The sequence below is a fragment of the Pantoea sp. NSTU24 genome (assembly GCF_050157905.1).
Lineage (GTDB): Bacteria > Pseudomonadota > Gammaproteobacteria > Enterobacterales > Enterobacteriaceae > Pantoea.
The window spans coordinates 1,880,119-1,907,052 of sequence record NZ_JBKIWZ010000001.1; the positions used below are offsets into that span (position 1 = coordinate 1,880,119).

19 protein-coding genes are annotated in these 26,934 nt (G+C 53.8%); 4 read left to right on the forward strand and 15 right to left on the reverse strand.

The genetic code is table 11. The annotated features are described in order from the left end of the window. Positions 1 to 3: 3 nt before the first annotated feature. The 12 genes from wcaK to wbaP form a co-directional block, all read right to left on the reverse strand. Complete coding sequence (gene wcaK / locus ACLHDD_RS09025) at positions 4 to 1,266, reverse strand: colanic acid biosynthesis pyruvyl transferase WcaK (RefSeq protein ID WP_427103840.1); 1,263 nt, start codon at positions 1,264 to 1,266, stop codon at positions 4 to 6. Between the two features lie 158 nt (positions 1,267 to 1,424). Next, positions 1,425 to 3,641: a phage tailspike protein gene (locus tag ACLHDD_RS09030; RefSeq protein ID WP_427103841.1), complete on the reverse strand. Its 2,217-nt coding sequence runs from the start codon at positions 3,639 to 3,641 to the stop codon at positions 1,425 to 1,427. Positions 3,642 to 3,723: 82 nt separating this feature from the next. Further along, positions 3,724 to 4,758 (reverse strand): glycosyltransferase family 4 protein, encoded by a 1,035-nt coding sequence (locus ACLHDD_RS09035; protein ID WP_427103842.1) that lies wholly within the window; start codon positions 4,756 to 4,758, stop codon positions 3,724 to 3,726. Positions 4,759 to 4,804: 46 nt separating this feature from the next. After that, a complete protein-coding gene (locus ACLHDD_RS09040; protein ID WP_427103843.1) occupies positions 4,805 to 5,557 on the reverse strand; it encodes a glycosyltransferase family 2 protein in 753 nt (250 codons plus the stop codon). A 69-nt stretch (positions 5,558 to 5,626) separates the two neighbouring features. Then, entirely contained in the window at positions 5,627 to 6,544 is a 918-nt protein-coding gene (locus ACLHDD_RS09045; protein WP_427103844.1) for a glycosyltransferase family 2 protein, read from the reverse strand. A gap of 75 nt (positions 6,545 to 6,619) precedes the next feature. After that, positions 6,620 to 7,798 carry an acyltransferase family protein gene (locus ACLHDD_RS09050; RefSeq protein ID WP_427103845.1) on the reverse strand — a complete coding sequence of 393 codons (1,179 nt, stop codon included), beginning with the start codon at positions 7,796 to 7,798 and terminating at the stop codon, positions 6,620 to 6,622. Positions 7,799 to 7,831: 33 nt separating this feature from the next. Beyond that, positions 7,832 to 8,536 (reverse strand): SGNH/GDSL hydrolase family protein, encoded by a 705-nt coding sequence (locus ACLHDD_RS09055; protein WP_427103846.1) that lies wholly within the window; start codon positions 8,534 to 8,536, stop codon positions 7,832 to 7,834. A gap of 14 nt (positions 8,537 to 8,550) precedes the next feature. Continuing rightward, positions 8,551 to 9,690, reverse strand: a complete 1,140-nt coding sequence (locus ACLHDD_RS09060) for an EpsG family protein (RefSeq protein WP_427103847.1) — start codon at positions 9,688 to 9,690, stop codon at positions 8,551 to 8,553. Positions 9,691 to 9,974: 284 nt separating this feature from the next. Beyond that, a complete protein-coding gene (gene wzc / locus ACLHDD_RS09065) occupies positions 9,975 to 12,158 on the reverse strand; it encodes a tyrosine-protein kinase Wzc (protein ID WP_427103848.1) in 2,184 nt (727 codons plus the stop codon). 12 nt (positions 12,159 to 12,170) lie between these two features. Beyond that, complete coding sequence (locus ACLHDD_RS09070) at positions 12,171 to 12,605, reverse strand: protein tyrosine phosphatase (RefSeq protein WP_427103849.1); 435 nt, start codon at positions 12,603 to 12,605, stop codon at positions 12,171 to 12,173. A 9-nt stretch (positions 12,606 to 12,614) separates the two neighbouring features. Beyond that, positions 12,615 to 13,754 carry a polysaccharide export protein gene (locus ACLHDD_RS09075; protein WP_427103850.1) on the reverse strand — a complete coding sequence of 380 codons (1,140 nt, stop codon included), beginning with the start codon at positions 13,752 to 13,754 and terminating at the stop codon, positions 12,615 to 12,617. Positions 13,755 to 14,036: 282 nt separating this feature from the next. Next, complete coding sequence (wbaP, locus tag ACLHDD_RS09080; protein WP_427103851.1) at positions 14,037 to 15,470, reverse strand: undecaprenyl-phosphate galactose phosphotransferase WbaP; 1,434 nt, start codon at positions 15,468 to 15,470, stop codon at positions 14,037 to 14,039. Between the two features lie 797 nt (positions 15,471 to 16,267). On the opposite strand from wbaP, the gene ACLHDD_RS09085 reads away from it, so the two are divergent. Further along, on the forward strand, positions 16,268 to 17,839 hold the full coding sequence (locus tag ACLHDD_RS09085; protein ID WP_427103852.1) for a TerC family protein: 1,572 nt from the start codon (positions 16,268 to 16,270) through the stop codon (positions 17,837 to 17,839). Between the two features lie 25 nt (positions 17,840 to 17,864). Here the strand turns inward: ACLHDD_RS09085 and asmA are convergent, their stop codons facing one another. The 3 genes from asmA to udk form a co-directional block, all read right to left on the reverse strand. Then, on the reverse strand, positions 17,865 to 19,685 hold the full coding sequence (gene asmA, locus ACLHDD_RS09090; protein ID WP_427103853.1) for an outer membrane assembly protein AsmA: 1,821 nt from the start codon (positions 19,683 to 19,685) through the stop codon (positions 17,865 to 17,867). Positions 19,686 to 19,697: 12 nt separating this feature from the next. Further along, entirely contained in the window at positions 19,698 to 20,279 is a 582-nt protein-coding gene (gene dcd, locus ACLHDD_RS09095; RefSeq protein ID WP_111139190.1) for a dCTP deaminase, read from the reverse strand. Positions 20,280 to 20,360: 81 nt separating this feature from the next. After that, entirely contained in the window at positions 20,361 to 21,002 is a 642-nt protein-coding gene (udk, locus tag ACLHDD_RS09100) for a uridine kinase (protein WP_313654046.1), read from the reverse strand. 283 nt (positions 21,003 to 21,285) lie between these two features. Here udk and ACLHDD_RS09105 point away from each other — a divergent pair, with 283 nt between their 5' ends. The 3 genes from ACLHDD_RS09105 (at position 21,286) to yegD (ending at position 26,827) form a co-directional block, all read left to right on the forward strand. Beyond that, positions 21,286 to 21,900: a phosphatase PAP2 family protein gene (locus ACLHDD_RS09105; RefSeq protein ID WP_427103854.1), complete on the forward strand. Its 615-nt coding sequence runs from the start codon at positions 21,286 to 21,288 to the stop codon at positions 21,898 to 21,900. A 163-nt stretch (positions 21,901 to 22,063) separates the two neighbouring features. Beyond that, positions 22,064 to 25,399 carry a diguanylate cyclase gene (locus ACLHDD_RS09110; protein WP_427103855.1) on the forward strand — a complete coding sequence of 1,112 codons (3,336 nt, stop codon included), beginning with the start codon at positions 22,064 to 22,066 and terminating at the stop codon, positions 25,397 to 25,399. A 75-nt stretch (positions 25,400 to 25,474) separates the two neighbouring features. Beyond that, positions 25,475 to 26,827: a molecular chaperone gene (gene yegD / locus ACLHDD_RS09115; protein WP_427103856.1), complete on the forward strand. Its 1,353-nt coding sequence runs from the start codon at positions 25,475 to 25,477 to the stop codon at positions 26,825 to 26,827. Positions 26,828 to 26,934 lie beyond the last annotated feature (107 nt).

The window sequence follows — 26,934 nt, forward strand, 5'->3', positions numbered from 1 at the left end:
ACATTACCCTAATACTTTAAGAATCTCTTCAGTGATCCGGTTGCCAATTTCCCTTTCATTCGCAACGGCCGTGTCGACCTTAAGCTTAATGTTGTCGTAATCGGCAAGAACGGTTTTGACCTTGTCGATCAGCGAGCCATCCATCAGGCTTTTCACATCGGTTGCCATCTGCGGCAGACCGAGCTGATTCATGACACCCATCGACTTGTGCTCATAGTTAATCGCCACGGCCGGGGTGCCAAAGTTCATAGAGATAATCGCCGAGTGCAGACGCGTGCCAATGGTGAGGTGACAATGGCTTAGCAGAATGCCGAGTTCCAGGTCATTAAACTCATCCATAATGACATGATAATGTTCGGGCTGTGTGACATGGTCGCGCAGCGTCAAGGCGACCATGCGGTCATCCTTCGCATAGCTGTCGATACCGGTGCAGGTCGAGAACGCCACGACCTGATAGCCTTCGGCGATCATCGCGTTGATTACCCGACCGAATGCCGCTTCATACTCTTTCTGTGTCACGCCCAGACGTTTATCAAACGGCGCCAGCTCACGCACGGTGATGGCAATGGTTTTACGACCGTCGATGATGCCCTGCCAGTGCAGCAGGTTATGACCCGGATTTTCAACCTCGCGTGCCCGCACCAGGAAGGCCGTATCCACGCCAGGGGCCACTTTTGAGCTGGTTACGCCATCGCGCTTCATCAGGTCAAGGCTGACGGATTCGCGCAGTACCAGGCTGTCAACGCGGTCGAAAACAAAGTTCGCCAGCGCATTGACGCGTGGGTTCTGGAAAGGTCCGACCGAGTGCCCGATCAGGTAGATCGGTTTTTTCGCCATTAGCGCACAGAGCGCATGGTCGAACTGCGTCACGCCATAAAGATCGACGAAGAACGAACCGCCTACCTGAATGATCGCATCATATTTTGCCAGGCTTTCAGTAAAGGCTTTCAGGTGCGGTGGCACAGCGAATGACTTAAAAACGCCGCCTTTGCCCAGATGCGCCATCATGATGTCAGGCATCAGACGGTTGGCGACTTTACGCTTAAACGAACCGACCAGGCCTTTGCCTGACTTACTGTTGTGCAGGAACAGTGCATCCTGCTGAATATCCTGCTGGAGCAGATAACCGGAGCTGGTTGGATAACGGCTGATCACATCAATGTCTAAATCACTGCGTGCGGACCTCATCGAATCAATCAGTCCACGCAGAATCGCGCCATCCCCGCGATTCCCACACGTATGGTTACCCACCAATAAAATTTTCATAACAACTCCGAATGAATTTTTTTAATTCTCTAAGCCGCCCGGATCCGAAATGGGCAAAATGGACTCTATTTAAAGCAATGCTTTACGGGATAACGCACCCAAAGGTACTGCTCCTTAAAACCGGTCGCCTCCGTTTATGGCGACCGTCATGCAGGCTATTAAGACTTAATGGCAAAATAGGGCAATGCGACCTGCTTGCCGTTAATCACCACCGAAACAAACCCTTCCGGTTTGCTGGTATCGACCTGTTCGGCAGACAGCGGTCGGGAAGCCATCAGCAGATCGCCCTGCTCGTTTGCACCGACGCCCGCTTTACCGTTATGCAGGCTGAATCGCTGCGGTGCACGTTTAGTGGCGTCACCGGCAGGCGGATTGCTTTTTTCCATGCGCGCATTTATCCGCGCACAGCGACCTGTAACAAAACGATCTTTCGCGTTGGTTTTCACCAGCACGCCGGCCGATGGCGTCCAGCCAGCCAGTTTGACAAAGAGTCGGACATCGGTGTCATGCTCGGCCACGTAACGAACGTCAATAACCGGCGAGCTGCCCTCTGCTGACCAGCTCGCTTCTGAGAGATCTTTCTTGCGCTGCACGCGGATGACTGCACGCCCGCCGGTGGTCTTATCGCCAATCAGGTTCATCAGTGGCTTGTCGCCGCTGCCGTTGCTGAACTGCGCCTGACCAAAGATTTCAATCTCCCAGGCGTCGCCCACTGTCGGTGAGTAGAGCGAGCCGAGATCGAACCAGGTCTCCTGATTGGTGTTGTTCTCCAGCCGCCAGCGCGACGTGAGGTAGTTATATTTCAGGCTGCCATCCAGCGCGACGCCATAAGACTCAACGCGGGTTGACCCCATTTCCCAGATGCTGAGCAGACGGTCGCCCTGCATAGAGTTGTCAATCCAGCTGCCCGACTGAAGGCTGGTCTGACGCATATTCAGGCGGCTGTTATGGGCGATAAGCGGATTCTTACAATCCTCAATACTCAGCGCATCAACAATCCACTGGCCGTTAGAGAGATCACCAGGGTTATCACAATGCTCAATCCAGCCATTGTGAATGATCGACTGGGCGCAGCGCGGCAGGTTAAGGACCTTACCGCCGCGACAGTGCTGCGCATTAAAGTTAGACAGCTCGATCGCTGTGCTGTGATCCCAGTTGCCCTGCTTCCGCCCTGACCAGCCCGATTTGATTACATCGCCGCTGCAGCGAGAGGCGTACCACTGGTCAATTTTACAGTCGAGGGTATCCTGCAGGCTAAGGGCGGTGCCGCCAACGTCGTTAAAGCGCAGGCAGGCACCCCGGAAAAATTGGCCACCGGAACAGGAGTTATGGAAAAAGCCCTGCTGGTTTGGACTTTTATCGCTGTTACCGTCAAAAATCAGATTCGACAGCTCAACGCGACGGGCATTCACTTCAAACACGAATGCTGACTTGCCGTCAGACACGATCGTGGTGGCGGGGAAGTAGCCGAAATTCACCATCGCACCAGAGACGCGAAAAAGATTGAGATCCTTATTACCTAGGTTACAGGCGGAAACCATGAAAGTACCGGCCGGGAACTGAACGCAGATCTGCTGGTTGGCCTGCTGCGACCACTGGAACATCGCCATAATGGCGGGCGCACAGTCGGTTTGACCGTCGGCAATTGCACCGAAATCGAACAGCGTCAGGCGGTTGAAATCGTCAACGACGCGACGCCAGTAAAAGCCTTCACCAGCGAAGTTTACGCCGCCATCGTTCTGCGCGGTCTGGAAGCTGCCGACGAACTCGCCGCCGCCGACCTCCCGCCCTTCGTGCCAGCTTTTCAGCTTCACCTTGGCGCCTTCAAACAGCGGACGGGTCTTGCGCAGCTCCGCCACAGAGGGGATCTCGCCAATCAGCTGATAACCCGCAGGCTGTGCCAGACGCTGACTGAAATCTGCCGCGCCCGGACGGCTGACGTCGGTAATGTTAAACAGCGTCTGACCGTTGCTGTCCTCAACCGCCATGGAGTGTGAGGGGTCGGCAATCAGCGCAGCGTTATCCTGAATAAACTGGGCAAAATTGCCTTTATTCAGTGCAATAGGCTGGGCGATCTGCGACACCTTGCCACTGGCATCACGCAGGTAGACCGGAATCTGATTACCCGGCTTGCTGGCATCCGCACCGGCTTTGCCAATCCAGAGTTTCCCTTCAAAGCCCTGCCAGAACTGAGGAGGCATGGCGTAGACGTTTTCCGGTGTCAGGATTGGTACATCGCCTTTTGGTACATCCGTTGCGTCAACCGGCTTCAGGGCAATACCGTTACTTTTAGCAGCATAGCTGGAAAAGGTGCTCACGGAGAGAGCCCCCACCAGAGCGGAGGCGGCGGTCTGCAGAACTTCTCTTCTTTTCATGCATCAATTCCCGTAGTCAATAAGGTCAGTGGCCATGGCGGTGTCCCTGAGGCACGTCGCAAGTGAGCTTTTCCAGCTCCGGTTAAACCAGTGACAGCCAGCTTTGCTTGATTTGATTACCGTCGAATTTCAGCGCGGTCTGTTTTGTTTTTTCGCTCATGGCATAGAACAGCGCATCATCAGTGGCGAGCTGTTCCATTCTGGCCAGGAAAGTGGCTTTGTCATTCATCGGCACCAGGAAACCATCTTCACCGTGGTTAATGATCTCCTGGGGACCGGTCGGGCAGTCGTAGGCGACAACCGGCAGTGACCAGGATTTTGCTTCCAGCAGCACCAGCGGCAAGCCTTCATAGCGCGAGGTCATCAGCGCCATGTCGCTGTCGCGGTAATAGTCATTAATGTTGCTGACCTTGCCGACAAATTTCACGCTGTCAGTGATGCCCAGTACCGCCGCCTGGTCGTGCAGCTGCTGACGCAGTTCGCCGTCACCGGCGATGACCAGCGTCCAGTCCGGATGGTTGCGGGCGAAGTCGCGCCAGATATCCAGCAGCAGATCGAAGCCCTTCTGGTTATCCAGGCGGCCCACCGCCAGTGCCTGACGATGGCGGGTCTGACGCGGATAGTTTTTGTACACCACCGGGTTGGGGATGGCCATACTGGGAATGCGCCAGCGGCTGAACACCTGATGATCTTTCTCGGTCAGCACGATCACGCGGTCGTAGTAGCGCAGCAGCAGAAACTTGAGGAGCTTAATCGGTTTGCTGAAGGAGTTAATGGCGATATGTTCGCAGGCGTAAGCTTTGCCCCGCTTCTTCTTCATTGCCAGCAGATTCCAGAAGGCGAACATCACGCTCAGGCGACCCATACTGATCAGGAAGACAGTATCGAATCCCTCCTGGTTAATCCGGGCTACCGCGCTTTTAATCGGGTTGCTCTGCCCTTCAAAGCTGACAATCTCTCTGACATGTTCAAACGGATAGAAGGTTTTTCCGCTGCCTTCCAGCGAGTAGATGGTGACATCGTGCGTTTCGCCAAGACACTCTGACATGAAGTTACAGATGTTCTCGGTGCCCGCATACGAATAAGCATCTTTGATCACCAGGACAATTTTTTTCATGAAACGCTATCCACCTCAAATTTTAAAGACAATCCTGCCGACGGGCTTAACGATGCTTAAGGGTAAACAGCACACCATTCACCATATACCAGGCGTAATAGTAATAGATTTTTAAAGGATTGTTTTTATAGATAATTCTTAATAATTCAAGGTGCCACTGGGCGGCTTTGTTCTTATTGCGGGAAAGGGAATCACCTAATTCGTAATAGTTGACCAGAATCGTCTGAATTACGCGTGCCTGCTTATAGCGGGTGAATAATTCATACAAAAACAGGAAGTCTTCATGGCCTTTGCGCTGGAAGAAAAGTCCCTGCGGCGGACGGCGGAAACAGACCGAGGAAAAACAGACGCGATACTGTTTCTTCACAAAGTTTTCCTGCTGCAGATAAGGTTTGCCGTAAGTAATATCGTGCTCAGCTTTGCGGGTTTTGTAGTGATATTCCGTGATCACGAAATCATCACCGGCGGCGATGGCGGCAACCTGCTGAGTCAGCTTATCCGCATGCCACTCATCGTCACTGTCCAGAAAGGCGATAATCTCTTCCGTGGCGGCACGCAGCCCGACGTTGCGGGTCTCGGCGGCGCCCATGTTAACCGCGTTATCGAGAATAGTAATACGCGGGTCCTGACAATGTTCACGCACAAATTCCAGCGAGTCATCGGTCGATCTATCATTCACCAGATAGAGGTGCCAGTCGGTATAACTCTGATTTATCACCGATTGCACAGCGCGTAACACCGTCTGACGGGCATTATACATCGGCATGACAATGCCAACGGTTCCAACAGAAGTTTTCATCTTCAACCCTGAAATTAACAAAAAGAGAGGCGCTCCTGGTATCAGGAGCGGGGCGAGGCGTGCTGCGCGTCAGGAGATCGCTTTCTCACCGCCAAAACGCGCTTTGACCTTGTCGCGGACACGATTCATGAAATAAGCACGGTTGTCTTTGTTGGTGAGGAAGAAGTAGCGAGCAAAGCTCAGGCTGGCCATCAGCGATTTGCCATCCATCTTGTAGCGCAGCGGCAGCTTAAAGGCTTTGTAGGTGTGGATATCACGCGGGGTAAGATGCGGTTTCATAGCGTCGAGCCAGAACATCGAATACTTTACCGATTCGCCTTTGTGTTTCGAGCCAAACTTAGTGATCAGATGATAGTTCGCCAGCGGCGCGGCGATCATCACAAATTCATAGCCCATGCGGTCGGCACGAATGCAGAAGTCATAATCCTGATGGCGGATATAACGGGTATCGAACTGAATCTTAGCCGCGTCTTCCCGCTTCAGTACAATGGTGCTGGTCTGGATAAAGCCGTAGCAGCCAAACAGATATTCGGCGACGGTCTCATTTTTGCCCGGTGGCTGCATCGGCATCACTTTCAGGAAAGATCCATCCTGATAGATATTCACCTGGCTGAAAATAATGAAGTTCTGTTTGCCCTGGGCCTCCAGCTGGGCAATCTTTTCACTAACCTGGTGCAGTTTGTCGGCGGCCCACTCATCGTCGGCGTCAAGGAAGCTGACATAATCCCCGGTGGCCAGCTCAATGCCTTTGTTGCGCGCGCCCGCGCCGTTGAGTTTGACCTCAGAGAGCACCAGATTGATGTCGAGATCCTGATAGCGTTCGCTGCGCACCACCTCTGCCAGCGCCGCAGCATCCGCAGATTTGTCATCCACGATGATGACGTCGAAATTGCGATACGTCTGCGCTTTGACGCAATCCAGCGTAGTTACAATCGATTCTGACGCGTTGTAAGCCGGGATTACGATAGAGAAGCGAATATCCTTCATTGCCAGCACCTCATTAAAAACATTCTTACTTTCACAGAAATAGATTTTGGACGTGGCAGGGTAACCGGTGATGTCCTAAATTGTTGCTGAAGCGTTGGCCGCCTCTTTTTTCTTTTGACTACTGGTGATGAACGGCTTTTCAACAAACAGATAGGTGAGCCTCGCGACATAGAAAGAGGCCACAAAGAAGAGTGTTGAAAGCAGGGTGTAAAAGACAAAGTTATGCAGAATGATCGAATCTGGTATCTGTTTGATGAAATAAAGCACGATGCCATGGATCAGATAAAGGCTATAGCTGACCTCACCAACTGACATCAGGGTTTTGCTTTCCAGCAGGCCGAAAAGGGAATTTCCGCTACTGATAACGAAAAACACCACGGCCAGCAAACACAGGAAAATAAGGTAATAGAATGTACTACTGGTAAAGAATAGCGCGATAACGGCCAGCACAATTGCCAGCGCTGCCGCAGGACCAGAAGAGCGTAATGCCATCCAGCGATCACGGTAATGCCATGCCAGATAACCCGCAGCAAAGCCCAGCACAGGGCGAGGATCGGTATAGGCGGTCCCCCAAAGACGCAGTGCAATAGCGATGGCTAAAATCAAACCAATTGAGCCCATAATAAGCAGCATCTTAAAACGATTACCGGTGGCACGATTCAGCAGATAAATCAGCGGAATTGAAAGATAAAGTAGCCATTCAAGTCGTAAAGTCCATTCAACGCCGGCATTGATATTTGCCGTCGGAATCGATCCAATGTGGTAATTACCGATGAAGAAGAACCAGCGCAGACCGTCAACTAACATCACTCCGGTTGCAGAAACATCCTCACTGAACCAGCCAATGACCACGATAAGCAATCCGGAGAACCAGAACATTGGCACGATGCGACGCACACGCGACTTAAGCAATTTGCGTGTGAGTTCGGCGGTTGTCAGCCTGTCGTTGTCCAGCCAGCGGTAAAATAGAAAAGCGGAGATCATGAAAAACAGAGCGACACCGAACTTACCGGAGTTAGCAAAGAAGTTTCCCTGAGACACCCATGCAAAATAGTCTTTATCAAAAATCCACTCATGGTCGAGGGAATAAACGTAATGAGCAAAGTGTGAAAAAGCGACGATACTGGCCAGCAGCGCACGCAATCCAGAGATACTTTTAATGCCATTGCCGTTGTAAACGCCGTGATGAAACGAAAACAACCGTAATATCATTAGTGCCATAACTAATGATAACACCATCATCAATACATACATGTCGCCCTGCTCCTCGGGTTCATTGTAATCTGGTTAGTGAGTCGATTTAAAAACAGCATCAAAATCCCGACTTAACAACGCGTATGTCTGCTGCGCCTTAAACTGGTAAAGCTCTTTCGTCGGATGTATACAATCCGGAGACATCTGGCTGCTCCACTCTTTTTGCTGCTTAATCAGTTCATACTGCTTCACCACGGGTACGTGCTGCTGCTGTGCTACCGCATTAATCTGATAAACATAGGGCCAGACATTCCACTGCTCTGCGCGGCCACATAGCGGGTTGGGCTGCTGCAGTACGACCTGTTTGCCATGCGCCCTGGCCGTTTTAACCAGCGCCGTCAGAATATGATTAAACTCCTCGGGGCTCTCTGCGCCATGAGATTGGTGCTTCCCTGAAAAGACGCGTGCATCATTGATGGCATAATTGATCAAAATGATGCTGGCATCCGATTGCGCCATACGCTGTTCCCAGCTTTCTTTTGCATTAATAAGTTCTGAAACCTGTGCGCCCGGCGAACCATGATTTTCAATACGTATATCCGGGCCATATTTTTCCTGCAGCATCTGCTGCAGATAGTTCATTTCATTTTCTTTGATAATGACGTTTCGCCCTCCTGAGGAGGTCACCCCGGCAGTAGTCGAGTCACCATAGGCTGCGATCACAACGGCAGGTGAGGTATCGGTTGCCTGCGCCAGTAAGGGCGAGGCAATCAAAAACAGGGAAAATAGTCGAATCATTTTCAGCTCTCGTCTTAGTGAACCAACTTGAATTCACGCGCCACTTCATAACCCATCACAGCCTGTTTAAGCGAAATGGTGTTGTAATAGAGGTAATAAACCTGGAAGAAGACAAACATCGCGAACATTGCGGGTTTCCAGACTCTTTTTGACTGGTAAATCAACAATGTCAGAACAATGGGTTCTACCTGCAACAGGTAGTTTGAAAGACGAGCGCCAGAGGGATAGTTATAGAAGAAAATCCTGATAGCGCCCCCAATTGCAAAAGTCATCACCAACAGATAATTCAGCTTCCAGACAGAATAATTGTCTTGTTTTAACTGTTTCGTTAGCATGAAGTAGACAAATATGAACACCAGCGCGACGTTTTTCAGGTTCGAAATTGAGAACACACTGCCAGTGTCTGCGCCACCCGCATTATCATTGTTATAGCCTGCTGCCCTCTCCCCTAGTCCACCTAAGTGTCCTGCGATAGCGGTAACAAAGCCCATCCCACCGACTTTTGACGCTGGAATACTCAGAACAATAATCGCAATCGGAAACCAGCGCCGTTCACGCAGAAAAAGGAAAGGTATAAGCGTGACGACCATGACTGCCGTATTGTGACTGATAAATGAAAGAACAAAGAAACTAAATGCCAGCCAGTAACGCTTCAGATAAAGGGTCCATATAACCCCCAAAAAAAATGCGGAGCTCAGGCCAAAGCGGATCTGATTGACATCTTTATTGATGAAAATATGCGCTGAATAGAGCGCCAGAGCCATAATCGGATAAGGTGACATCTTTTTGAAGAAGATGGCATTAGTTCCTACCGCCAGAATCGAAAATACGAACAGAAAAGCGCTGGCGTTATGTGAAAACAGACTGGTGATCCAGGCAATAGCAAAGATTAATGGCTCGTAACGGAAAAAAGCCACGGTGTTGAAAAAACCGTTGACCTCAATACGCCGGATAAAATCCTCAAAGAAGCTGCGATATTGATAATCATCCATGCCGGTGCCAAGGCCGCGGATACCGCCAAACACAATCAGCGTTACAGTCGCGATACAGAGCAGATAAGTCAAAATATGGGATGTGCGTTCGTCTTTTTTAAGTGCGATTTCAAACAGTGAAAGCAGCAATAAAAAACCTGATACATACCAATATGGAGCCATGGTGTGATTCCTTAATTCCACAAGTGCTCATGCCAGCAATTATCCCGCTTCGCCTTCCCGACTGGCTTTTCCGCAAGCCTGTTAGCTCAGTAACAACCAGTGTGCAGGTGTACAGGCGATGCCATGCTGGTAATGAATTCTGTTGAGTGACGTTCGCCATGCGATGTATAGATTCATCGCTTATGTGGGTTGGACAGAATAACCTGTGTAAATTGTTGCGTGTCGTCATTCAGAGAGACGATAAAAAGGGGCGGTCAGACCGCCCCCTGTTTATTGCTCAGTAATCAGCTTTTCTCTGTCTTACCGTAGTCGTAGGCGTAGTAGTCATAACCGTAGCCATAGGCATTCGCGGCTTTACGCACCACGGCGTTAAGGATCACACCTTTAATCTCAATGCCGTTCTGGGCGAAGCGTCTGAAGCTGACATCCACTTCTTTCGCGGTGTTGGCTTCGAAGCGCGCCACCATCAGCGAGGTACCCGCCAGCTTACCGATGATTGAGGCGTCAGTGACGGCCAGAATCGGCGGCGTATCGATTAACACCAGATCGTAGTTCTTGCTCGCCCAGTCCAGCAGCTCGCCCATGCGACGGTGCATCAGCAGCTCAGACGGGTTCGGTGGCACCTGACCACGCGGCAGGAAATCAAATCCGTAAACACCCTGCTGAATCAGCGCCGGAGAGAACGCTGTTTTGCCCGACAGGACGTTTGACAGACCGGCTTTGTTCTCTGCACCCAGCAGTTCATGGGTGTAGCCACGACGCATATCGCCATCGATGAACAGGACACGCTGACCCGCTTTAGCAATCAGGGTCGCCAGGTTGGCACAGATAAAGGTTTTACCAATACCCGGGCTGGCACCGGTGATCATCAGAATGTTGTTTTTGGCTTCCATCATCGCGAAGTGCAGGCTGGTACGCAGGCTACGAATCGCTTCAATCGAAAGATCAGTCGGGTTACCCAGCGCCAGCAGCGTTTCGTGCGGGTCGGTTTTCACCTTCGACTTACTGCCACGACGCGCCAGCGCTTCAGTATCTTTCTTACGCTGCCAGTCAGAGAGTGGCACGCTGGCATAGACGTTCATGCCCAGCTCTTCCAGCTGCTCCGGATTCTCAATGCCGCGATGCAGCAGTGCTTTCAGCAGTACCAGGCCCACTGACACGAACAGACCGACAATCAGGCTTGCTGCGATGATCAGCATTTTCTTCGGTGCAACCGGTGCATTAGCGGTCTGCGCGCTGTCGATGATGCGGACATCACCTACGGTGCTCGCTTTGCTGATGCCCAGCTCCTGCTGACGGTTCAGCAGCTGCATGTAGATCTCCTGACCGGACTGCACGTCACGGGTCAGACGCAGAATTTCCTGCTGAGTCTGTGGCATCGCTGAAATTTTCTTGTTCAGCTGCGCCTGCTCATTTTCCAGCGTTTTGCGTTTTTCCAGCAGCGCACGGTAAGTCGGGTGATCTTTGGTAAACAGCTGAGAAACTTCGGCTTCACGGAAAGTCAGTTCATTCAGCTGACTCTGCACGCTGACAGAGGAGTCCAGAGCAGATTTCGCTTCCAGTGACAGGTCAACCGATTCGTTCTGGCGACGGAAAGCGTTCAGTTTGTTTTCCGCATCATCCAGCTTGCTGCGTACAGCAGGCAGCTGAGTGCGCAGGAATTCCAGACTTTTCTCGGCCTGTTCAGACTTACGCTCAACGTTCTGCAGCAGATAGTTGTTCACGATCTGGTTCAGGACTTTACTGATCTGCTCAGGGTCTTCACCCAGATACTCCAGACCCAGTACGCCGGTATCCTTACCTTTATCCGCCACAGTCAGGTTAGAGAGCACGGAGCGAATAGCCTGCAGGTCGTTCAGCTGGGTCACGGTGAAGCTGGTGCCTTCGTCGGCCTTAATGTCGCTGACCAGCATGCTGACGTCGCCATGCGACTCCAGCTGGCCCACTTTACCTTTGAACAGCTCATCGCCGTCTTTAGAGACGGTGTAGCTGTCCGGGCCGGTCACTTCCAGTTCAACGTTACGTTTGTCGATAGTGCGTGGAATTTCCAGGCGCGAAATCGCAATCGTGGCGGGCTTGTTACCCATCAGGCGGGAGAGACCCTTACCGATAACCGGGAAGTAGTTCTGCTCAACCACGGTATCCAGACCCAGATCGTCAACGGTTTTACCGATGACCATACGGGATTCCAGAATTTCGATCTCAGTATCTGATGCAGGCGTCGGTGGCAGAATGCTGTCAATTTCGTTCAGAACGGTACTGGCATTCTTCTGCTCAACCTGAACCAGCGCATCGGCGCTATAAATCGGTGTTGCAAACAGTGTGTAGAGTGTTCCCGCCAGCATGAAAAATGCGGTAACGGCAACAATGATCCAGCGATGATCAATTAGCTGTCCCACAAGATGCGCCAGATCCCATCCATTCGAATCCTCTCCCGGCGCGGTACTGACCTTATTTTTTATATTCATGGATAATCCCAACTATCGGCTTAATACGTTGACCCATTTCTGGGTAGCGTTTTCCAGTAACCCGTAAATCTCTTCAAAGGCCTCGCGGCTTTTTCTGTACGGATCCGCAATTTCTTTTTGATTCAGCCAGTGCCCCAGCAGCATGGTTTTACCCCGTGCAGCCGGGTCGATGCGGTTCACCTGATCGATGTGCCGCTTTTCCATCACCAGAATCAGGTCAGCATTACGGCACATCTCTGCCGTCAACTGCTGCGCCTCATGTCCTTCCAGCGACAGGCCCTGTGCTGCAGCGACGTTTGACGCCATTCTGTCAGCCGGGTGGCCAACCAGCGCCCCCAGGCCGGCAGAGCGGACATCTAAATCTGGCAATGCGCGTTTAAACAACCGCTCTCCGGTAGGAGAGCGGCAGATATTGCCGACGCAAACGACGAGCACGGACGTAATCATGGCCAGACCTTAGTTCGACCAGTTGCGGATACGCTGTGCGGCCTGTGTCGCATCGTTGATACCGGCAATGGTTGGTATCAGCTGCGAAATCACACGGTTCCAGCGCGTCAGTGGTGTAGAGGTGACATAGACGATGTCATAAGGCTGGAGCTGGAAATCAGTTCCCATCACCATGGATGCCGCATCTTTAGTGTTTAACTGATAGATGTTGGCAATTTTGTTGCGGTCAGTACCGTGCAGTGGACGGATGACGAAGACACCGGTGGCGTCAGAGGTGGTCTGATCCATCCCCGCCGCATTGCCCAGCGCTTCCGCCAGCGTCATGCCGCTGCGGTCCATTTTCAGGGTAGTCTGCTGCTTCACTTCACCCATCACGAAGATTTTCAGATCGTCGTTACGCGGAACGTAAAGAATATCGCCCGGATAGAGGAGGTGGTTCTGGCTCAAGTCGCCATTCTGCATCAGTGCCTGCAGTGAGATACGTTGTTCGCGACCGTTGTGCGTCAGCACGACGTTGCGCCAGTCCGCATCGGCAGCAAGTCCGCCTGCAGCATTGATCGCATCCAGAATCGTTAATGGCACGTTAGTGATCGGCTGCTGACCTGAGGTCGTGACCGAACCCGTGACATAAGCTTTCTGCGATTTGAAAGAGGCGATGCTCACATCAACCTGTGGACTTTCAATGTACTGCGCCAGACGACGCGCAACTTCATTACGGACATCACTGACTGTCCGGCCCGCTACGCGTACCCGTCCAATGTAGGGATAGAAGATAGTGCCGTCAGAGTGTACCCAGTTACCGGTGTCGCTGGCGCTACGGTACTGGCCCGCTGGGGTCGTCAGTTCCGGGTGATCCCAGACGGTCACGGTCAGGACGTCGCCTACACCGATACGGTATTCGTAGTTCTGAATTTCGTTCTGCAGAGAAGGGTTGGTCTGCGCGACCAGCGGCTTAGGACGCATCTTCTCAACCAGTGAAGGTGTTAATGGGAAGACGTTGACATATTTATCGATGTCAAAGTTGCTATCCTGCTGCTCGACAACATTTTTTCCTGATGTAGAAAGATGCTGACCGGGCTCGATCGTACACCCGCTGAGAATTGTGGCGGATACCAGCAAGGGTATCAATTTCATTTTGATTGTAATCATTTAGATCTTCGCTATCAGTTATTTATTGATAGAGGCGAAACCGCCGCTGTGTAAGCGTCCAACAAAAAGTAAATCTGTCTGACTTAAGCTCTGAACCTGTCGTTCATTATCCTTGCTCCACTTGTTATACGTCATGACCATCTGTCAGGGTCTACCCAGAACACCACGCATCATAGCGGACTCATGATGCGCGACGATATCCCTGATGATGGCCACGACAACGACACGCCTGACAACGGCACAACCCCTCTCCGCGTGCGTTAACACGCTCCCGACTCACGATTAATAAGCACCGTCGCGTTTCAATACCACGCCCACTGTTTTAAACAGAATGGCGATGTCATTCCACAGAGACCAGTTTTTCACGTACCACGAGTCGAAATAGACGCGGGTTTCATAGTCAACATCATTACGACCGCTGACCTGCCACAATCCCGTCATGCCTGGCTTTGCCATCAGGTAATAATCAACATCGCCTGCATAACGACAGAGTTCATCTTCAATGACCGGACGAGGACCGACCAGACTCATATCACCGCGTACTACGTTCCAGAGCTGAGGTAACTCATCAAGGCTGGTTTTACGGATGAAATGTCCCACTTTAGTAATACGGGGATCATTTTTGAGTTTAAAATCTTTATCCCACTCCGCACGGGCCACCGGGTCAGTGCGCAGCACCTCCTCCAGTACCTCTTTGGAATTAATGACCATCGAACGGAATTTCAGGCATTTGAATTTACGACCATTCATGCCGACACGTTCATGACCATAAATCGGCGGTCCGCCATCACGGCCAACCAGGAAGCCCAGAACCAGTAGCGCTGGCATCAGCATCAGGATAATCGACAGTGCACCGACGATATCGAATGTGCGCTTCAGGAAGCGTGAGGTACGTTTCGCCAGGTTGTTCTGCACACGCAGGATCATTACTTCATGGCTGAAGATATAGGCCATGTCCGTGCCGTAAAGCGGTACACCACGCAGCGTCGGGATTACCGAGACTGAACGGCAATTGTGCATTGCCAGCGACTTGAGCCACATGTCGCGATACTGACTCTGCTCATACTCCACGGCCACAATAAACTGGGTTTCGCTGCTTGTCAGGCTCCAGAGCTCCTGCTCATCACGCAGCACCGGAACACCGTTCAGGATCTCCTGCGGGCAGGTGCCATCAACATCATAGAAAGCGATAACGTCGAATCCCATCACCTCTTCGCTCTGCAGCGCCTGCCAGGCTTCATGCGCGTTTTTGCTGCTGCCGATAATGATGGTCTGCTTTTTCCACAGCCCCTTTTTGTTCAGCAGACGTTTGACCAGCGCACGACAGGTTGGAATTAAAATCAGTGCCAGTACCCAGGTCAGCAACCAGACGAAGCGCGACATCTGCCACTGAGACAGCGCGGTAATCGACAGGTCGATAACAGAAAATATCAGAATGGTACGAAAAACTTCTTTTAATTCGAACCAGAAAGGTTTGCGGTAGGTGTAGTGACGAAGCCTTACCCAGAACCAGCCAATACAAATTACTGACAGACAAATGTGTGTAGCAATTTTTAAATGCAGTTCTTTTTCAGAAATATCTGCCAGAGGCGAATGCGACTGAACATTAATTAGCATCATCGCTATAAATAACGCTGCGTTGAAACAAATTAAATCTGAACAAGCCAGCATTAATTTGGTAATAAGACTTTTAAACGTAAATTCTGTATCGCGCATATTTAACTCTTTATTTTATTTCCTTTAACCCGCAACGGCCATCGCCTGTTTAATCGTTGAGCGATGAAAACCTCTCAAGACTGAGCCGTTTCTGAGGGGAGCTCCTGCGGCGTTTACGCCCATGATCTTAACCATAAAACCAGTAATATTTTGATGAATACCAACAGATTACTCTGACTTTAATCACCGCCAGCACAGCTCATTTTATCAACGAAAAACGCGATTCAGGCACGCTACCGCCCTTGGCTGTCGCTGCCAATATCGCTGTCATCATTCATATTGCTCCCCGGAATGCGTCCGCGCTTCCATAACCCATCATCTGACGTTCAATGATGAATTACGTATTCCTGACATAACGGATAACGTCAAATCGGTACGCAAATTACGACTCTGGGGAAGAGTTTGCTAACTTGTTGCTATACTAGTTATTACTGGCTTGTTTACAAGCAGGTCCCGCCATCCCTCGACTATTTTAGGAAAAAGACTACCAGCAATTAGTATTGATGCCGGACAGGCAGCGCAATCCTTTGCGCATAATTCGGATTAATGCCATACACGCGTTAAGATAAATCGCATAAGCCCGGCAGGTGAATATCCTCTTTACCGGACAATATGCCTCACTCTTTTCCCGGTTCTCCTCTGCGGAATTAATCAAAAGCCTGCACACGCATGTTCATGTTTTGCACAATTCAGTGGCCCGGATGACGCCCCCGCTCCCTGCCCTGCCATTTGTACCTGGCCAGGCACTCCACTATCATCAGAGAAAACGCAATTTAAGACATTCAGGTGAATAAGAGATGCTGGAGGTAATTGCCGATCCCTCGGTATGGGCAGGATTAGTAACGCTAATCGTTCTGGAACTGGTTTTAGGCATCGACAATCTGATTTTCATCGCCATCCTGGTAGAAAAGCTGCCAGGGCCCCTTCGCGACCGCGCGCGCGTTATTGGATTGCTGCTGGCATTAGTATGCCGGCTTCTGCTGCTCGCTTCGCTTTCCTGGCTGGTTACGCTCAAAACGCCCTGGATTACTCTGGCCGATCACCCCTTCAGCGCGCGCGATCTTCTGCTGCTGTCTGGCGGGATTTTCCTGCTATTTAAAGCCACTACAGAGTTAAATACGCGCCTTGAGGGACATGATGAGGCCGCCGGTCAACAAAAAGGCGGCGCTAAATTCTGGCCAGTGGTGGCGCAAATAGTGGTGCTGGATGCCATCTTCTCGCTGGATGCGGTGATCACGGCCGTGGGAATGGTCAATGATCTGCCGGTCATGATGACAGCGGTGACAATCGCCATTCTGCTGATGCTGCTCGCCAGCAAACCTTTAACCCGCTTTGTGAATAGCCATCCCACTATCGTCATCCTCTGCCTGAGCTTTTTGCTGATGATTGGCTTCAGCCTGGTGGCGGAAGGGTTTGGCTTTGTAATTCCCAAAGGTTATCTCTACGCCGCTATCGGTTTCTCGGTCATTATTGAGGCACTGAACCAGCTGGCTCACTTTAATCGCCGGCGGGTACTGTCAGCGGGTCGTCCGCTACGGCAGCGGACGGCGGAAGCGGTACTGCGGATGCTGCGCGGCGCCGCAGAACCGGCAGAGCTGGATGCGGGCACCTCATCGCTGATTGCTGACAGCGATGCCAGCATGCTGTTCAACCGGCAGGAGCGGGTAATGATTGCCCGGGTACTGGGTATGGGTCAGCGTCATGTCAACAGCATCATGACGTCGCGTCACGATGTGGAGCACATCGACCTTAGTGAGGACCCGGCAGAAATTCTGGCCCGGCTGGACCGTAATCAGCATACGCGCATCCTGATCACCGATAACTCCAGCGAACCGCTGGGCGTGGTCCACGTTATCGATCTGCTGCACCAGTCGCTGCACCATCATTCGCTTGATTTGCGTGCCCTTATCCGGCAGCCGCTGGTCTTTCCAGAGCGACTGACGGTGCTGCAGGCGCTGGAGGAGTTTCGCCAGGCGCAGACGCATTTTGCGTTCGTCGTCGATGAGTTTGGTTCCGTCGAAGGCGTCGTGACCCTGAGCGATGTGATGGAGACAATCGCTGGCAATCTGCCGAATGAGGCGGGTGAAACGGATGCCCGTTACGATATTCAGATTCAGGGCGAAGGCCACTGGATTGCCAATGGCCACATGCCGCTGGAAGATCTGGCGCACTATGTGAAATTACCGCTGGATGCGCAGCGCGACTACCACACGCTGGCCGGCCTGCTCATGGACAGACTGCAGCATATCCCGCAGGAGGGCGAGGTGCTGCAGCTGGAGGGCTATCAACTGCGCACCCTGCAGGTCGAAAATCACCGGGTGCAGAAGGTTGAAATCCGGTTGCAGCCCGATATGGAGTACGATACCTGAGCCGCTGCGCCCGGCGCGGGCGCGCTTATTTCTTCAGATTTGGTTTGTTGCCTTCTTCTTTCTGGCGATCGATCCACTGATTCAGCCGTGTTCTGGCCTCACTCTGCAGGCGGTCGCGCAGCACATCATCCACCGGTAGCGAATATTGCAGGCTGTTCCAGTCACCGTAAATGCGCAGCGGAACCGGTTGGTCGGCGAGTGCTTTCACCAGTGCCTCCGTGCCACGCCAGCCGCTGAGTTTCAGCCCCAGCGTGACATCCAGCTGCTGTTGCGCCAGGTCAACTTTACCGGCGCCCTGCAGGCCCAGATTATGGCCGTTGCCATTGATATCGCTGAAGCTGAGCACGCCTTTATTCAGCGTCGCCTGACCGCTAATCGACTCAATGCCCTCATCTGCCGCATCATCAGCATCTTCACGGCTGACTTTATCGCTCACGCGCGCCACAGCACGTTGCACCATCTGCTGCACATTAAGCTGCGCCAGCTTCAGATTGCTGGCACTCAGGGTCGCGCTGCCCTGCCAGCGACGTTTAGCTGCTTCAACGCTCAGCGTGTCGCCTGCCAGGTCGCCGTCGAGACTCAGATTACCCTGCAGGCTTTCCGGCAGATCAAAGGCTTTAAGCAGAGGCTGAATGGCAATCAGCCGGAGCTGCGGTTTCAGCATCACCTGCGTTTCTGGTTGACGGATATCGATGCGACCGGGAACGGAGAAGCTGCCATTGCCCAGCTTGCCGCTGAGGGTACGGAGCGTCATCAGCCCATGCTGATTGCTGGCGTCAAGCGTCAGACCGGTCAGAGTGAGACCGCGCCAGATTACGCTGTCCGCGTGCAGTTTCAGCGCGAGATCAATGTCGTTCAGCGGAGAGTCGGCGTTAGTGCGTTCGCGCGGTGCCGCGATCACCGGTGAACGGGCTACTGTCGCGTGCTGAGTCCCTTGCGTTTCAGACGCGGGCGCGCTGGTCAGTAAGCTGTCAACATTAAGCGTGCTGGCTTTCAGATCCAGCGCCAGCTGCTGTGGCGGTGTAAGACGGCCACTGCCCTGACCGGTCAGTGTCGTGTCATTGGCGGTGAGCTGAAGATTGCTGAAAGCAAACCGCTGGCGGTCACCGTTCCACTCGCCCTGTAAACTTAGTGAACCTTTAATGCCCTGAGCCGGAATATCCGCCCCGGACAGAGTGTAATCCAGCTGCTGTAACTGGCCACGAAGACGATGAGGATATTGTGAGGCATCAAGCTGACCTTTCAGGGACAGGGCCACATTGCGCTGGTTGCGCATCAGGCTGGTGTTTAGCACCAGCGTTGCCTGGTTGCTGGCATCCTGATCCATGATGATGTTGAGATCGCGGAAATTGTACTCATCGCCACCTGGCTGCTGCCAGATAAGCAGACTGTCAGCGACCCGCAGCTTTGCGATATCAAATGACCAGCCACTGGCGGATGACGCTGGCTCCGCATCACGCGGTCCCTGCGGCGCATTTTTTGCGGGCTGCGGGCTGCTGTCGGGGGTAACTCGCACGATAGCATTTTTCAGCATGACCTGACTGACGCTGAGCTGATGAGAAAGCAGCGGCCAGAGATTGACATCCAGCCGCATGTTTTCTGCCGACACCAGGGGCTGACTGGCCCCTGGCGCGGTCAGGCTCATCCGGCCAGCGAGGATGCTAAGCTGAGGCCAGACGTGCCAGCGCAGATCGCTGCTGACCTCCAGCCGATAACCACTGCGTTGTTCAACCTGTTGCACCATATAGGCACGAAAGTCGTTGGGATTGACCAGCAGCACCAGCGCGCTCATTCCCGATACGACCACCACTAACAGGATGGCCAGCGTGGTTATCACTCTTTTCATGACATCCTCAGATCAATCTTTGTCGATGCGGCTGGCATCTGCACCCTGCTGACCGCGATATTTCGCATCTTCACGGCGGTTGTAAGGGCGTGCAGCCGGGCCGGAAAGCGGTTCAAAACTCAGCGCGCCGATTAACATGCCGGGACGCAGTGCCAGCGGCAGTTTACCGGAATTATAGAATTCCAGCACAATACGTCCCTGCCAGCCCGGATCGATGCGGTGAGCCGTGACATGCACCATCAGGCCCAGACGCGCCAGCGACGAGCGCCCATCCAGCCAGCCAACCAGGTCGTCCGGCAGGGTCACCGACTCCAGCGTCACCGCCAGCGCCAGCTCGCCCGGATGCAGAAAGAAAGCTTCGCCTTCAGCCAGCACGATCTCATCGCTCATCACCCGGTCCAGGGCGGCGCTGACTTCCTGCTTCGGGCCGCTCAGGTCAATAAAGGCCGCGGTGTGTCCGCTGAACGTACGAAACTGATTACCCAGTCGCACGTCAACCGTGGCGCCATTAATGCGTTCGACCGGTGGGCGTGGCTCAATGGCCAGTTTGCCACTATCCAGCCAGGCTTCAATATCGCGATCGCATAATCTCATTGCGGTAACTCCATGACAAAAGTGTAGCAAACCGGCGTGCCTGCCTGCCGCCGGTCTGCGCCACGTCCTGCCGGACGTGGGTTATTCAAAGAACTGATTGATTTTCGCCTTAAGGATATCAATGGCGATTCGGTTTTTGCCCCCGCGCGGCACGATGATATCGGCGTACTGCTTTGACGGCTCGATAAACTGCAGGAACATCGGACGGACCGTCTTCTGATACTGACTCATTACCGAATCCATTGAACGTCCGCGCTCATTGACGTCGCGTTTCATGCGGCGCATCAGACAGATGTCGAGCGGTGTGTCTACGAAGATAGAAAAGTTGAGTTCCTGACGCAGACGGGCGTCGGTGAGCAGCAGAATGCCTTCAAGAATAATCACCTTTTTAGCTTTCAGATGCTGGGTCTGCTGCGTGCGCGTGTGTTCAACATAGCTGTAGACCGGCAGTTCGATATCCTGACCGGCTTTCACCGCCTGCAGATGCTGCAGTAATAAATCATGATCCATCGCGCTCGGATGGTCATAGTTGGTTTTAACCCTCTCTTCCATGGTGAGGTGACTTTGATCTCTGTAATAAGCATCTTCCGGGATTACCCCGATATGCTCGTCACCTACCTGATCACGGATTTCACGATAGAGCGTGCTGGCAATTAAACTTTTACCGGATGCGGAAGCGCCGGCAATGCCTACAATCACGCACTGATGAGACTTGTCAGTCATACTTTTTTAAGACCTGATAACTGGAGCCTGCCACTGGACACACATAACGCGGGCAGCGGACGGGCCGAAATGGAGAGGGTGTGTTCGCGCTAAGTATAGGGATTTCGGCCTTTTGATGCCAGAGAAATGGCGCTGGCGACTTTTCAGACTTTCCCCTTTGGACGCCACTCATTTCACCGATAAACTATTGTCACAGCCAATCATAACTAAAATGGCCCGGATGCGTGCTGGTCAGATCGCGCGCGGGGCTGACATAACGACCCGACTATGCATCAGGAGTAGTATGCACTGGAAGACTTTGACCTATTTTGGCGACAGCATGCTGTTGATCCCGACAGCCGTGATTATTGCGCTGATTCTGCCGTGGAAAAGTGACAACCGCCTTACTGTCCTCTACTGGCTTGTAGCATTCGGGCTGGCCGGACTCATGGTCAGTATTTCGAAAATTCTGTTTCTGGGATTTGGCATCGGCAGCGCCCGTTTTAATTTCACCGGCTTTAGTGGTCACAGCGCGATGTCCGCGACGCTGTGGCCGGTAATGCTGTGGCTGATCTCCGGGCGTTGGTCGCTACCCGCTCGCGCGCTGGCGATTGCTGTCGGCTATCTGATCCCGCTGATGGTGGGATTCTCCCGCCTCGTGATCCATGCACATTCCAGGAGCGAGGTCGCCACCGGTCTGCTGCTGGGCTTCACGCTAAGCACCGCGTTTCTGATCTCGCAGCGACGCACCACGCTTAAAGGCTTTAGCTGGCCGCAGGTCGGTGCCGCGCTGGTCGTGCCATTTATACTGATGGGTCACGGCCGCGTTGCTACCACGCAGCAGTTTCTGGAGCGGTTATCTGCCAGCCTCGCAGGCATGGAAAAACCTTATACCCGGGCCGATCTTTTTCGCCAGTAATCAATAAGCTGACCCGTCAGTGCTGCCTGCCCGTCAATTCGCCGAATAACGGGCAAATTTGATTTCACCCCTTTTTTCTTTGCCGAATGTGCTAGCATGCAGTCAGAGAATGACTGGTGCCTGATTCGCCGTTGCGGAGCCCTGCACCCTGCCGGAAGCCCGCATGACGACAGAGATTTTATCCCCGCAGAACAACACGCCCAATCGCTGGTTCCAGGCGCTGATCCTGGGCGGGGTTCTGTTTTTTCTGACGCTGTTCTGCCTGGAACTGATCGTGGTCAGCGGAAGGATTTCCCCGCTCTGGTTCCCGACCACGCTGATGACCGTGGTGGTATTTCGCTGTCCGACGCGTCAGCTGCCTTTGCTGCTGACGGCCTGCGTGCTGGGCACCGCCAGCGCTAACGCTTTGGTAATTGGTCCCGCCTTATCTAATCTTAAATTTGCGCTGCTCAACCTGATTCAGGCCGGGGTCGGCGGTATGCTGCTGCGCACCCTGCTGGACCGGCGCGCACCACTGAATTCGCTGAGTGACTGGGCACGACTGGTGCTGTCGGTCGGCATTCTGACGCCGGTCCTGGGCGGCCTGCTGGCGATCTGGACGCTTCAGGTCAGCGACCAGGCGTTGTACCCCTTCTTTTATACCTGGGTGATATCCGAAATCATTGGCATGCTGGTGCTGGGTCCGATGCTGCTGCTGCTGCCCTGGCCTCTGCGTCGTGCGCAGTTTCGCGATCTGCGTCTGACCGAACTCGCCCTGACGCTGCTGCTCACCCTGGGCGCCAGTTACCTGTCACTGCGTTTTCTGCCGTGGCCCTTTACCTTTATTGTAGTGATTCTGTTCTGGTGCGCCGTGCGTCTGCCTAAGCTGCAGGCGTTTATCCTGTTCTTCCTGAACGCCAGTTTTATCTCGATGCTGCTGGCGTTGGATCTGGTCAGCGTGGTTAATAACAACAGCGCGCTGGGCCCGGTCTCCAGCTGGCTGCCCTTTCTGCTGGTGCTGGTCCCCAGCCACATCATGTCGCTGGTAATGGATGCTTTCCGGCGCGAAAAACTGCATATCACCGACAGTGAAACCCGCTTCCGCCATGCCATGGAGTACTCGGCTATCGGTATGGCGCTGGTCGCCCCACAGGGTAACTGGCTGCAGGTAAACCGCTCACTTTGTCAGATCCTCGGCTATCCGGCTGCAGAGCTGAAGCGGCTGACCTTTCAGCAGATTACCCATCCCGACGATCTCTCTCTGGATATGCAGCATGTGACCCAACTGCTGGACGGTGACATCGACACCTATACCTTTGAAAAACGCTATTTCCGCAAAGATGGCGAAATCGTCTGGGCGCGTCTGACGGTATCGCTGGTGCGTGACAGCAGCTACGCTCCGCTCTACTTTATTGCGCAGATTATCGATATCTCCGAGCTGAAGCAGAGTGAACAGGTCAACCGGCGGCTTATGGAGCGCATTACGCTGGCTAACGAGGCGGGGGGCATCGGCGTCTGGGAGTGGAATCTGCTGACCGGCGAGATGCTGTGGGATAAACGCATGTATGCGCTGTTTGGCCTGGCCCCCCATGAGTCACCCAGCTATGACCTCTGGATCCATCTGCTGCATTCCGCCGACCGCGAGTATGCGGCGCTGACGGTGCAGCAGGCTATTGAGATGCGTAGCGCCTTTCACATGGAATATCGTGTGGTCAACAGTCAGGGTCAGCGCTGGGTGCGTACTCAGGCTAACCGGCTGCTGAGCAAAGAAGGACGTATCGAGCGGATGCTGGGTATCTGTCAGGACATCACGCCGCTGCGCAATCTGAATGAGGCCCTGTTCCAGGAGAAAGAGCGCATGGCCATCACGCTGGATTCGATCGGCGAGGCGGTGATCAGCACCGACAAAGAGATGTGCGTCGCCTTTATGAACCCAATCGCAGAGAAGATGAGTGGCTGGTCGCAGGAGCAGGCCACCGGTCAACCGCTGAACAAGGTGCTGCACATCACTCAGGGCCGCAACGGCCCCGAGATCGAAAACCTGCTGCTGTGCCAGCTGCCACCGGAAAAGATCACACCTGATTTCGCGGAAGACCTGATACTGCATGCCCCGGACGGTAGCCATATCGATATTCACTACAGCATTACTCCGCTGCGTTCAGAAGCGGGTCTGGAACAGGGCGCCGTGATGGTCATTCAGGATGTCAGTGAGTCACGTAAGCTGATGAAGCGGCTGAGCTACAGCGCGTTGCATGACACCCTGACCAGTTTGCCCAACCGCGCCAGCTTCGAACTGCAGCTTAAACGTCTGCTGTTTGATGCCGCAGAACATCGTCATCGTCATGTGCTGGTCTTTATCGATCTGGACAAGTTCAAGGCGGTGAACGACAGCGCCGGACATGCCGCCGGAGATGCGCTCCTGCGCGAACTCTCAGAGCTGATGCAGCACCATCTCCGCAGCAGCGACTTCCTGGCACGACTGGGCGGCGATGAGTTTGCTCTGCTGATGCCCGACTGCGAAGTCGCGCAGGCGCATGACGTCGTGCAGCGTATCGTTGCCGCGGTCAATGATTACCGCTTCCAGTGGCTCGGTCGTCTCTATCGGGTCGGTGCCAGCGCCGGGGTGACACAGATCTCCGCCGAAAACTGTCAGAGCAGCGACGTGCTATCGCAGGCGGATATCGCCTGTTACAACGCCAAACGCAGCGGGCGCGGACGGCTGATGATCTATGAACAGCATCGCCTGCCGCTGCCGGGTCAACATCAGGGGCTGGATGCCGGGATGATCGATGCCCTGCAGATTGAACTGCCCGCCTGGGCCGCTGCGCCGCCGAAAACGCCGCAGGCGGCCTTTATCTGGCTGCTGGATGTCCAGCTGTTAACGGCTGATGGGTTGCTGATGGATGAGGCACTGCTGCGCAGTAACCTCACCGATGAGTCGCTGCGTCGCCGGCTGGATAACAACATTCTGGCCGCATTTTTCCGTCATGATGTGCAGGCGCTGAGTCACAAAGGTATCCCGGTCATCCTGCCGCTGAATGCGCAGATACTGAGTGATGCCGCTTTCGTGCAACAGCTCTGTCAGCGTTTTGTCGCCGCCGGACTGGCCGACAGCCGCAGCGGTTTTGCTTTCCCGGCGGCGAGCGTCATCGGTAAAGGCGACCAGGTGTATGCAGCGCTGCGGCAACTGCGGCAGTGCGGCTGCCATATCGCCCTGCAGCAGTTTGGCCGCAATCTGGATGCCTTTAACCTGTTGAGTGATGATGTGGTCGATTATCTGGTGCTGGCGCCTGATCTGGTGGCGAACGTACACACCAATCTGATGGATGAGATGCTGCTGACCATTATTCAGGGCCAGGCATCTCAGCGGCATATTTCGGTGCTGGCCGGTCCGGTTTCGGTGCCGGCCATGCTGAATACCCTGGCAACGCTGAACGTGGATGGCGTCTGGGGCAGTGCTGTCGCCGAGCGTCAGCCGTTGCATTCGCTGGCCGAAGATCGCATCTTCGCTATCCGCTGATTCCCGCGCGGGCCGCTTGCCACCCCGCCCGAGCTGCGCTAAAGTCGCCCCTTTTTTTCCGGCATGGGGGCGAAAATGTTCATAGGATTCGATTACGGCACGGCTAACTGCTCTATTGCAGTCAGCGAAAATGGCGCGCCACGCCTGTTAACGCTGGAAAACGATCAGCGCCTGCTGCCGTCAATGATCTGTGCGCCTACCCGGGAGTCGGTCAGCGAATGGCTCTATCGTCATCATCAGGTTGCGACGCCGGATAGCGAGACTACGGCGCTGCTGCAGCGCGCATTGCGGTTCAATCGCGAAGAGGATATTGAGGTTCAGCCCAACAGCGTGCAGTTTGGCCTGACCGCGCTGCAGCACTATATGGTCGACCCGGAAGATGTCTGGTTCGTTAAATCCCCTAAATCGTTTCTCGGTGCCACTGGCCTGAAGCCTCAGCAGATTGCCCTGTTTGAAGATCTGGTCTGCGCCATGATGCTGCACATTCGTCAGCAGGGCGAAAGCCAGCTCGGTCAGACCATTCAGCAGGCGGTTATCGGGCGACCGGTCAACTTCCAGGGTTCAGGCAGTGACGAGTCTAACCAGCAGGCTGAAGGTATTCTGCTGCGCGCTGCACACCGTGCCGGTTTCCGCGACGTTGAGTTTCAGTTTGAGCCGGTCGCAGCCGGGCTTGATTTCGAGGCGACGCTGCAGCAGGAGACGCGGGTACTGGTCGTCGATATCGGCGGCGGAACCACCGACTGCTCCATGCTGCTGATGGGGCCGGAATGGCGTGACAAAGCGGATCGTCGTGAAAGCCTGCTAGGCCACAGCGGATGCCGTGTCGGTGGAAACGATCTGGACATCATGCTGGCGTTTAAAACGCTGATGCCTTTACTGGGTCTCGGCGGTAATACCCAGAAAGGCACCGCCCTGCCCGCTCTGCCGTGGTGGAATGCGATCGCCATCAATGACGTTCCGGCTCAAAGCGACTTTTACAGTGCTGCGTGTGGGAAATGGCTGCGGGATCTGGTTCGGGATGCCGAACAGGGTGACGTCGTGGCCCGCCTGCTGAAGGTGTGGCAGCAGAAACTGAGCTATCGCCTGGTTCGGGTGGCTGAAGAGAGCAAAATCGCCTTGTCAGCCAGCCCGGCGCACACTGCGTCGCTCGATTTTGTTGCCGCGACATTGCAGACAGAGATTGCAGTAAACCAGTTGCAGGAGGCGATCAGCCAACCACTGGAGAAAATTCTGGAGCAGGTGCAGCTGGCGCTGGCCACCAGCCAGATCCGACCTGACGTGGTCTACCTGACCGGCGGCAGCGCGCGTTCGCCGCTGCTGCGCGCAGCCCTGCAACAGACGCTGCCGGATACGCCGATTGCGGGCGGCGACGACTTCGCCTCAGTTACCGCCGGACTGGCCCGCTGGGCGGAAGTGATGTTCCGCTAATCCTGCTCTGCACGGCAATAATCAAAACGGCACCCGAAGGTGCCGTTTTTTATTTGCGGACAAGGCCAGACTGAATCTGGCGGCCTGGACTTTTCGCACAGACGCAT